This window comes from Corallococcus sp. AB018, assembly GCF_003986945.1.
GTDB lineage: Bacteria > Myxococcota > Myxococcia > Myxococcales > Myxococcaceae > Corallococcus > Corallococcus exiguus.
In genome coordinates, this window is record NZ_RAWR01000462.1 from 1 (window position 1) to 892 (window position 892).

General features: G+C 64.0%; 1 pseudogene. It reads right to left on the reverse strand.

The annotated features are described in order from the left end of the window. Positions 1 to 13: 13 nt before the first annotated feature. Positions 14 to 747 (reverse strand): annotated as a pseudogene (locus tag D7Y11_RS45435) (IS5 family transposase); the annotation flags it as partial. Between the last annotated feature and the right edge of the window lie 145 nt (positions 748 to 892).

Here is an 892-nt window from a genome sequence, read left to right on the forward strand (position 1 = left end):
CTAGGGGGTGTCCCTAATTGAGCCACATCCGAGTGCAGGCGAGGTGGATGAGGGCAAGGTAGTTGCGGGCTGTCTTCTCATATCGAGTCGCGAGGCGGCGGAAGCGCTTGAGGCCATGGAAGAACCGCTCGACCAGATAACGAAGGGCGTAGAGCTTGCGGTCCTTCGAAAGGGCTCTGGGGCGCTCCGGCTTGGAGGCGATGACGGCCTTCATGCCGAAGAACTTGAGCAGGGCGCGGAACCAGTCCGCATCGTACCCGCTGTCGGCGATGCAGGCCGCGCCCACCGCGTGCATTATCAGGTCGTCGGCCTTGGTCATCTCGTGCCGCTGGCCGGGCGTCAGTTCGATATGGCGTGGCCGTCCTCGGCTGTCGACGAGGGCATGGACCTTGGTCGAAAAACCTCCTCGAGAGCGTCCCAGAGCGTTGTGTTGGACCCCCCTTTTCCTCCCGCGGCGTCCAGATGCGCCCGGATGGTGGTGCCATCAAGGATGGACGCTTCGTCCCCCGGCACGGGAGGATTCGACTCGAGCTGCACTTCCTTGAAGAGCCGCTCCCACACGCCGCGCTTCGACCAGTTGTTGAAGCGGTTGTACACGGACTTCCACTTGCCATATCGACCGGGCAGATCTCGCCAGGGGCTGCCGGTGCGGGCGAGCCAGTACACGGCGCTGACAAACAGACGCTCGCCTTTGAGCGAGTGCCGGCCCCGCCGCGGAGGCAGAAGCGGGCGGATGCGCTTCCATTCCTGGTCGGTGAGTTCATGTCGGTGCATCCCCTGGGGTAGGCAATGGCCCCGCTTCAGTGCAACCCCACCTGCTGATGCTCGGCCGAGGGCACGACTGCTACCCTCGGCCGCAGTTCATCTTCTCTCGTTTAGGGACACCCCCTAG